The sequence below is a fragment of the Intrasporangium sp. genome, from assembly GCF_040414665.1.
In the GTDB taxonomy this organism is placed as follows: domain Bacteria; phylum Actinomycetota; class Actinomycetes; order Actinomycetales; family Dermatophilaceae; genus Intrasporangium.
Window position 1 is genome coordinate 1 of sequence record NZ_JBEDUL010000045.1, and the last position, 5,251, is coordinate 5,251.

The 5,251-nt window shown below is 68.8% G+C and carries 8 protein-coding genes; 4 read left to right on the plus strand and 4 right to left on the minus strand.

What is annotated here, in order from left to right; translation table 11 throughout:
* Window positions 1–210: MMPL family transporter (locus tag ABF401_RS05035; RefSeq protein ID WP_353508441.1), on the plus strand; the 210-nt coding region annotated here is incomplete at its 5' end.
* 37 nt (window positions 211–247) lie between these two features.
* On the opposite strand, the gene ABF401_RS05040 is transcribed toward ABF401_RS05035, so the two are convergent.
* The 3 genes from ABF401_RS05040 to ABF401_RS05050 form a co-directional block, all read right to left on the minus strand.
* Window positions 248–610, minus strand: a complete 363-nt coding sequence (locus ABF401_RS05040) for a type II toxin-antitoxin system death-on-curing family toxin (protein WP_353508442.1) — start codon at window positions 608–610, stop codon at window positions 248–250.
* Window positions 607–804: a CopG family transcriptional regulator gene (locus ABF401_RS05045; RefSeq protein WP_353508443.1), complete on the minus strand. Its 198-nt coding sequence runs from the start codon at window positions 802–804 to the stop codon at window positions 607–609. Before ABF401_RS05045 ends, ABF401_RS05040 begins: the two co-directional genes overlap by 4 nt.
* 90 nt (window positions 805–894) lie before the next feature.
* Window positions 895–1,254 (minus strand): hypothetical protein, encoded by a 360-nt coding sequence (locus ABF401_RS05050; RefSeq protein WP_353508444.1) that lies wholly within the window; start codon window positions 1,252–1,254, stop codon window positions 895–897.
* Between the two features lie 1,239 nt (window positions 1,255–2,493).
* On the opposite strand from ABF401_RS05050, the gene ABF401_RS05055 reads away from it, so the two are divergent.
* Complete coding sequence (locus ABF401_RS05055) at window positions 2,494–2,775, plus strand: hypothetical protein (protein ID WP_353508445.1); 282 nt, start codon at window positions 2,494–2,496, stop codon at window positions 2,773–2,775.
* Window positions 2,776–2,831: 56 nt separating this feature from the next.
* On the opposite strand, the gene ABF401_RS05060 is transcribed toward ABF401_RS05055, so the two are convergent.
* The gene (locus ABF401_RS05060) at window positions 2,832–3,323 is read right to left on the minus strand and encodes a methyltransferase family protein (protein ID WP_353508446.1); all 492 of its coding nucleotides are present in this window, start codon (window positions 3,321–3,323) and stop codon (window positions 2,832–2,834) included.
* Between the two features lie 122 nt (window positions 3,324–3,445).
* Here ABF401_RS05060 and ABF401_RS05065 point away from each other — a divergent pair, with 122 nt between their 5' ends.
* Complete coding sequence (locus ABF401_RS05065; protein ID WP_353508447.1) at window positions 3,446–4,675, plus strand: RNA polymerase sigma factor; 1,230 nt, start codon at window positions 3,446–3,448, stop codon at window positions 4,673–4,675.
* Between the two features lie 29 nt (window positions 4,676–4,704).
* Window positions 4,705–5,079, plus strand: a complete 375-nt coding sequence (locus ABF401_RS05070) for a YciI family protein (RefSeq protein ID WP_353508448.1) — start codon at window positions 4,705–4,707, stop codon at window positions 5,077–5,079.
* The last annotated feature ends 172 nt before the right edge of the window (window positions 5,080–5,251 follow it).

Below are 5,251 nucleotides of genomic sequence, written 5' to 3' on the forward strand. Positions count from 1 at the left end.
GCCGAGGTCGGCTTCGCCGTCGCGCTCGGAGTTCTCCTCGACACCCTGATCGTCAGGTCGGTGCTGGTGACGGCACTGAACCTCGACCTCAAGGGACGCATGTGGTGGCCGAGCCGCCTCGCCCGCAAGGACGCCGAGTTGGCGGCCGCTGCGGACGCGGCAGAGCGGGAGAAGGAGGAGAGCGTCCCCGAGCTGGCGCCCGCCCACTGACACCCAGCCGCCCACGGAACGAGGCGTATGCCGTCCCTCAGTGCCAAAGCTCCAGAGTCTCAGCGATCTCGTCGATCTCCGGTTCGCTGCGGGCGACGGCCATGACGAGCTCATAGGCGTCGTCGTCAGGGGCGTCGATGGTGACATCGTTGAGCCCAAGGAACACGACGGTGGCGAGCCAGCCGAGGCGTTTATTGCCGTCGACCAGGGCGTGGTTACGCACGACCGAGTCGAGGAGTGCGGCCGCCTTGGTGTCCAGGTCTGGGTAGGCCTGTCGCCCGTACAACACGGATTGGGGTCGGTGGGCAGCGGCGTCGAGGAGCCCGATGTCCCGAACTGGTCCGACTCGGAGGTCGCTGGCGAGGGTGAGCAGGTCCTCGAGGGAGAGGTAGGACGTCACCGGCCGAGGCGTTCGATGACCTCGGCATACCGAGCTCGAGCCTGGGCAGAGAGGTCGCGCACGCGGTCCTGGTGGACGCGACGCGCGGCGGCCTCGCGGATCGCGCGGACGGTGGCTTCCTGCTTGCTGACGCCCTGCGCCTCCGCGAGCAGGGTCAAGGCCCGCTCATCCTCGTCCGACAGTCGTAAGGTCATCGCCATGTCGTATGGTATCAAACTGGTATCACCACCTTGTCCCGAGGGCGGCGGGGAGTGTTCTGGCTGCTCGCTCGGTCCGCAACGACCTCAGTGACTGAAGGGCTCCAAACACCCGAACTCAGCGGCGGGACCGGCCACGTCAATGTCGACTCGGGACGGACGGACGCTGCCGATGACGCATGCGGTGGGCGCCACCCTGATACCGATGTCGGCCCCAGGTGGAGTCGTCGCCGGGTCGGCGCCCAGTGGCGGACGCAGGGCAGTCACCATGATCGTCCTGGGCGGCAGGCCGAGGCCCTCGATGACGCCCCTGGTCGCCTCCGGGGTGATGTGATCAGCATGCCGAAGCTCTTCGAGGGCAAGGCGGATGCGGTCGGCCGTAGCCGCCGCGATGGCAAGGTCGGCCTCGGTCGGTTCGCGCCTTCGCTTCCACGCGTTGTTGTCCACGTGATTCGGGACCTCCAGCGCCGGGTGCTGATTCGGCCTGGTTGCGCTGCCGGTTGCAGGAGCAAGGGCCTGTTGGTCAGCACATCCGGGAAGCACAAGCAACAGCCCCAACGTCACAGCGAGGATGACCGACCGGCGTGGTGACGAATGCATGACGTCTACTGTTTGTTGGCCAACAGGTCAACGAGGGGAGCGAGGGACGTGATGAACCGGTCGCACGGGGGCCCCTTCTCGGGATCGGGCCGTGCAAGAAGTGAGTCGTAGTGCCACCGAGCCTGCTTTGGGGCTGCGTGGAGAGGGATGATCAGCTCGCACAGGTCGGGTCGGACCTCTGCGGTGACGTTCCCGATCCTGACCTTCTCAGCCGGCAATCGTTTTGGGTATCCCCGCTCGCCGTGGAAGCCGACCCAGAACTGGTCGGGCAGCACGCAGAGGCGCCCATCTGCGCTGGACTCGAGGGGTCCCTGAAGGTTCAGCGAAGCCACCACACCGGCCTGGTCCGCGGCTTCGCACCGGTCGCGACCGCTCACATCGGATTCCCGGACGGCCAAGGTCGGCGGTGGTTGCGTGAGCCGTTGACGAACTTGCCGTGCCAATGCCAATGCCAGGCGCTGGGCATCAGGTGTGTCACCCGGACCGGAAACGCGGAGCAGGTATCCGGAGGTACTCAGCACGTGAAGGGATGCGATCGCAGGGTCGTACACGATGACGCCAGAAGCGCCGGAGTCAACCTTGTTGACTCCGGCATCCGTGGTGCGAACGTCTGAGGGCAACCGTTCCCGAGGCAAGGCGAGCTCGAGGACTGCCCATCCCCCGCTATCGCTGAGGGAGTAGGTGCATCGCGCCGGAGCGAGAACGTCAAGACTTACCGATCCGGACCCGCCCTCGCCGGCATACCCCTGCTGCAGCGCGGCGGCCGGAACCAAGGCGCACACGTCCAAGGAGCGGTAGGCGACCGAACCGGGCTCTGCGCCGAGGTCACGCTCGGCCGCGGTCGCTGCCGAAGACGTCAGTGCATCCGCGGTCGCACTTCGAGGGACGGCATCCGGACTGGAACCACACGCCGACAGCAGCAGGATCAAACCGGTCGCGCCGGCGACGACAGAGCGCACGACCGCATCCTGCCATGCGAATTCGTTGCACGAGGTGTGACTTGGGCCGCGTCGCCGAATACCTCCAGTCGGCCGCCCGCGTGCTGGCGACAGGACGGCCGGGCGGCTGTCGCATTACGCTCGAACGGTGCCAACAAAGGCAGAGCGACGGGCTGCGCGGGAAGCCTTGGCGGCGTACCACGCATCTCAACTCACTCTGCTGGTGGAGCGGGTCGGCGTTGAGATCGACCGCTACCGCGCTGGCCAACTCGATGCGTTCGAGATTGACCGGCTCCTGTTCCAGTACTCACGTGCGGCAAAGGAACTGTGGAAGTTCTGCAATCTCGTGGACGTTGAGATCGCGGCGAAGTCCGTCGGCGATCAGCCACGAATCGACTGGTGGGAGCGCGGAGCTCCACAGAAGCGATGAGGTCTCTCGACGTCGGGGCGGGCCGCGGCGCGGGGGGCCCGCCAAGCTCTGAGTACTCATCGCGTGCTTGAGCGGTCGTTGGGATTCCACGGCTGTCGGCGGGGCATCCAGGCTGGCACGGCCCGACGGTAGGCCTCGTAGTCGGCACCGAACCGGCGCGCCAACACGGGTTCCTCGTACCAGGGCGCGAATGCGGCAACCCCGGCCCAGGCTGCGAGGGCGTACCCGAAGAGGCGAGCCTTCCCAAGCAATAGTGCCTCACCGATGAGGATGGTCACCACGCCCAGGTAGATCGGGTTGCGCACGTACCGGTTGAAGCCCGTCACCAACCGGGTGGTCATCGCGCCCGGCATCGGGGTCCCGCCGGCCCGAACGAACTCCGTGAACAGGAGCACGGGCGGGACCAGCCCGACCACGATCAGGATCACCCCGAGGACCCGGAAGAAGCCCCAGTAGGGGTACGGCTGCCGCGCCTGCCAGCCCGTCAACCACCAAGGGACGAGGACGGCGCCCACTCCACCGGCGAACACGAACCAGAAGACGCTCATCGCTAGGGCAATGCCCTACGCACGTCCTCCAGTGCCTCTCGTATGCCGCTGGGCCAGCTCAGCGGCATACGCCTCGTTGTGTGGGTGGCTAGGTTGGTGAACCACCACCCAGCGGGAGGGCCATGGAGGAGCTCGAGGCGATCTGGCGCCGTGAGGCGCCGCTGGTGCTGGCGGCGGTGGCCCGGCGGTGGGAGGACTTCGCCGCTGCGGAGGACGCGGTCCAGGAGGCGTTGGCCGCGGCGACGGTCCAGTGGCCCCGCGACGGGGTGCCCGACGACCCCAGGGCGTGGCTCATTCGGGTCGCCTCGCGGAAGATGGTCGACCAGGTCCGGAGCGAGACCGCGCGGAGGGCGCGGGAGGAGCGGGAAGCGATCGCGAGCGCCGACTCCCCCGAGGTCGCCGGCCGGGACGACTCGCTCACGCTCGTGCTGCTGTGCTGCCACCCGGCGCTCACCGTGCCGTCGCAGGTGGCGTTGACGCTTCGAGCCGTCGCGGGCCTGACCACCGCGCAGGTCGCCCGCGCGTTCCTCGTTTCTGAGTCGACGATGGGCCAGCGGATCAGCCGAGCCAAGAAGGTGATCCGGGACGCGGGCGCGACGTTCGAGCTGCCGGGGCCGGACGAACTGGACGACCGGGTCAGGGCGGTGATGCACGTGCTCTACCTCGTCTTCACCGAGGGCCACACGAGCACGGAGGGCGATGCGCTGACGAACGAGGAGCTGGCCGCTGAGGCGATCCGGCTCACGCGCCAGCTCCATGCGGCCTGGCCCGACGACCCCGAGGTGGCGGGGCTCCTCGCGCTCATGCTGCTGACGGAGGCTCGGCGGCCGGCACGGACTGGAGTGGAGGGGCGGCTGGTGACTCTCGCCGAGCAGGACCGCACGCTGTGGCGCCTAGACCTCATCGGGGAGGGCGTCCGGCTCGTCACCGATGCGCTGGCTTCCGGCCACGAGGTCGGCCCGCACCAGGTACAGGCGGCGATCGCCGCGGTCCATGACGAGGCGGCCACGGCCGAAGAGACCGACTGGCCGCAGGTCCTGCGCCTCTACGACATCCTGGGCCGGATCCAGCCCGGGCCAATTGTAGAGCTCAACCGGGCCGTCGCAGTGGCCATGGTCGACGGACCCGAGGCGGGGCTCGAGGTGCTCGACGGTCTGAGCTCGGTGCTCGCGGGGCACCACCGCTGGCACGCCGTGCGTGGCCAGCTCCTGGCGCGGGCTGGCTCGCGGAAGGAGGCCGTCGCCGAGCTGCGCACCGCCGCGCGGCTCACGCCGAGCGAGGTCGAACGCGCCCATCTCACCGCCCTGGCCGACGGTGTCGAAGCTGAGGGATCGGCTCCGACGTCCCCGTGAACCACCCGAAACCGTCCGAGGAGGACACCATGAAGTACGTCGTGCTGATCCACTCAAACCCCCAGCCCTGGGGCCACCCGACCAGCGAGTTCCTCGCCGCTCACCAGCAGCTGCCAGCCGAGGAGCGCGAGCGGCTCAACGCCGAGTTCGAGGCCGTGATGACCGAGATGTCGGCGGCCGGTGAGCTGGTCGGGGGCTCCGCGCTCGGCGACCCCGCGGAGGCACGGCTGTTCCGCTGGGAGCAGGGCAAGACTCTCGCCACTGACGGGCCCTATGCCGAGGCCAAGGAGCACCTCGCTGGCTTCTTCCTGCTCGACGTCGCCAGCCGCGAGCGCGCGGAAGCGCTCGCCGCCCGGTTCGCCGGCCCCGGAGAGACGGTGGAGCTTCGGGCCGTCGTGGGCTGACCGCCCAGTCGAGTGTGCAGTTCGCGCGCGGAGCCTGGCGCGGACTGCACACTCGACGAGAACCCAGCCGGGCGCGGACTGCACACTCGACGAGGGAGGCGAGCCCCGCGCGAACTGCAGGTCGACGGGGAGCGAGCTCAGCGGCATACCTCGTGTGCGTTTTGCGTGTGGC

Excerpts from the sequence above, each read along its gene's own strand:
- ABF401_RS05070 (WP_353508448.1), top strand. The coding sequence starts at position 4,705 with ATGAAGTACGTCGTGCTGATCCACTCAAACCCCCAGCCCTGGGGCCAC.
- ABF401_RS05045 (WP_353508443.1), bottom strand. The coding sequence starts at position 804 with ATGACCTTACGACTGTCGGACGAGGATGAGCGGGCCTTGACCCTGCTC.
- ABF401_RS05065 (WP_353508447.1), top strand. The coding sequence starts at position 3,446 with ATGGAGGAGCTCGAGGCGATCTGGCGCCGTGAGGCGCCGCTGGTGCTG.
- ABF401_RS05060 (WP_353508446.1), bottom strand. The coding sequence starts at position 3,323 with ATGAGCGTCTTCTGGTTCGTGTTCGCCGGTGGAGTGGGCGCCGTCCTC.